This window comes from Novacetimonas cocois (genome assembly GCF_003311635.1).
Taxonomy (GTDB): Bacteria; Pseudomonadota; Alphaproteobacteria; order Acetobacterales; family Acetobacteraceae; genus Novacetimonas; species Novacetimonas cocois.
Genome location: NZ_QEXL01000011.1, coordinates 1 through 1,999, shown reverse-complemented (window position 1 = coordinate 1,999; position 1,999 = coordinate 1). Strand labels below are relative to the sequence as shown.

The window sequence follows — 1,999 nt, the reverse complement described above, 5'->3', positions numbered from 1 at the left end:
GCTTCGAAATACCGTTCGGTGCGCTACGACCGGATCAGGGCGCTGCGCGAACAACTGGCTTTGGATATTGCGAAACTGATGGACCAGGCGGAGTACGCAGATGTNCACAGACAGCGATCCGCAGGCATTGCCGGAAGAGCTTGCCCGACGGGAAACACTGAAAGCGAAGCTGGACGAAGCCTGCGCCCGGCTGGAAGCTGATGCCAGGAAGCAGGCTGAAACGGCGCGTCCGGCCTACGAGANAGAAGAAAGCCGCTTATGATGCGAAAACAGGGCGTCGTGGCCGGGCGCCGAAACCGCCTGATGAGGAACCGCCACCCGACCGGCAGATCAGCCTGACTGATCCCGACAGCCGCCTCATGCGGCGCTCGGACGCCCATGAATTCCGGCAGGCTTACAATGCCCAGGCCGTGGTTTGCGCCGAAGGCAGCCAGTTGATCGTGACAACCGGCGTTGTCGCCACGTCAGCGGACGCGCCATCCTTTGCCGACACGGTACTGTCGATGGAAGACACAATCGGTCTCCCGGAGAAGGTGCTTGCCGACACCGGTTACGCCAGCGGANCAGGCGGTCCGGAAACTGCGGGAAAAGGGCATTGATCCGCTGGTCGCCATTGGGCGGCCCTGTGCCCGCAGGGCTTACGACTTCCGGCCCCGGCCCGAAGGAAGGGAGCCACGCCGGATAACCGAACCCTGGCGGCTCGCCATGAAGGACAGGTTGGAAACCACAGAAGCCGGAGATCTTTACAGACGACGCAAGCAGACCGTGGAGCCGGTCTTCGGAATTATCAAAAGCATCATGGGCTTCAGAAGATTCAGCCTGCGTGGCCTTGCAAAAGTCACAACTGAATGGACACTCGTCGCTCTCGCATACAACTGCAAGAGAATGGCACGGCTTCAAACAGCATAAGTCAGGTTACCCTCGGCTTTATGATCCTCCCAAAGGCCAACCCGACAGGCTGCTAAATTGGTCTTCGAAAGATACGATCAATGTGTGCCTGCTTCTCGTCGAAGATCTAATCCGGCCCAGGTGCGGCATGTTAGGACCGTATTATAGATTACTTGTGTCTTGAATGAGGCTTTGTCAAAGCGGACAAATCATTAAAACGAGGCATAAATCAGCTGAGGAGATAGCGATCAGAGATATAATGGAGGATGATATTTTGCTGTGCGGCGTGTTACGATAGTCTTCTGGTTCTAGTTCATCCTTATGCTCAATGTTCGGACGTCAGAACATTCTCAGACGGAATTTGTAAGGTCCTTCTCGGATGGGAGGAATACATTCCATCGCAAAATGCGCAAACTTCAGGGCATCGGAGCATATGCTGATGTTCGGACGTCAGAACATCAGAGGGCGCGTACCGGATTTTTATGAGCAGTGGTTCTGGACCTCGTTGGGCACCGAGATCGTGGTCGCCTCCTTGATTGCACTCCCACCAAGTTCAGGAAACCTATCGAACATGCATTCACCCTGACTGGGGACTTGGATAATGCATCGTTTTTCCTCATCGTCCACTGCGAGCGATCGCAAGGTGTGCGATGTCGATGAGGGGGCAGCAACCAATTCCGCTGCCTTCATGTGGCCGGCGTTTCATCCGAAAGATCGTCATGGAACGTACTCGCTGCAGTGAGACGTTCGCTGGACATGGTAAGACTGAGCATTGCCGCACCTTGGCGGCTCTAGCCTATGACAGCAAGACGGATCGCAGCATCGGGATAGACCAGGACGCTGCCATCGCGCTCATCCTCGAATGGTCAGGAGGCCGACCTGTTAATCACGTGGAGATGACGATACGGTACAAGCGGACCATCGACGTTCTTTTTCAAGGCATGAAAGAAGTGAGAGATAGGTCACGCTGCTACATATGCCGTTTTGCTTTGAACCAGGACGACGTACATCTGTCACGAGACCGAGACACCGGGCCTAAATGACCGGTTTCTTCAGGTTAGGGCCTGTTAGGGCTTGATCCAGTCTGCTGCGGCAGCGATGTGGATGACCG

Annotated in this window: 1 protein-coding gene; it reads left to right on the top strand. The window is 55.5% G+C overall.

The features are described 5' to 3' along the window. The first annotated feature begins 483 nt into the window (after positions 1-483). A complete protein-coding gene (locus tag NJLHNGOC_RS16760; protein WP_456306357.1) occupies positions 484-909 on the top strand; it encodes a transposase in 426 nt (141 codons plus the stop codon). Positions 910-1,999 lie beyond the last annotated feature (1,090 nt).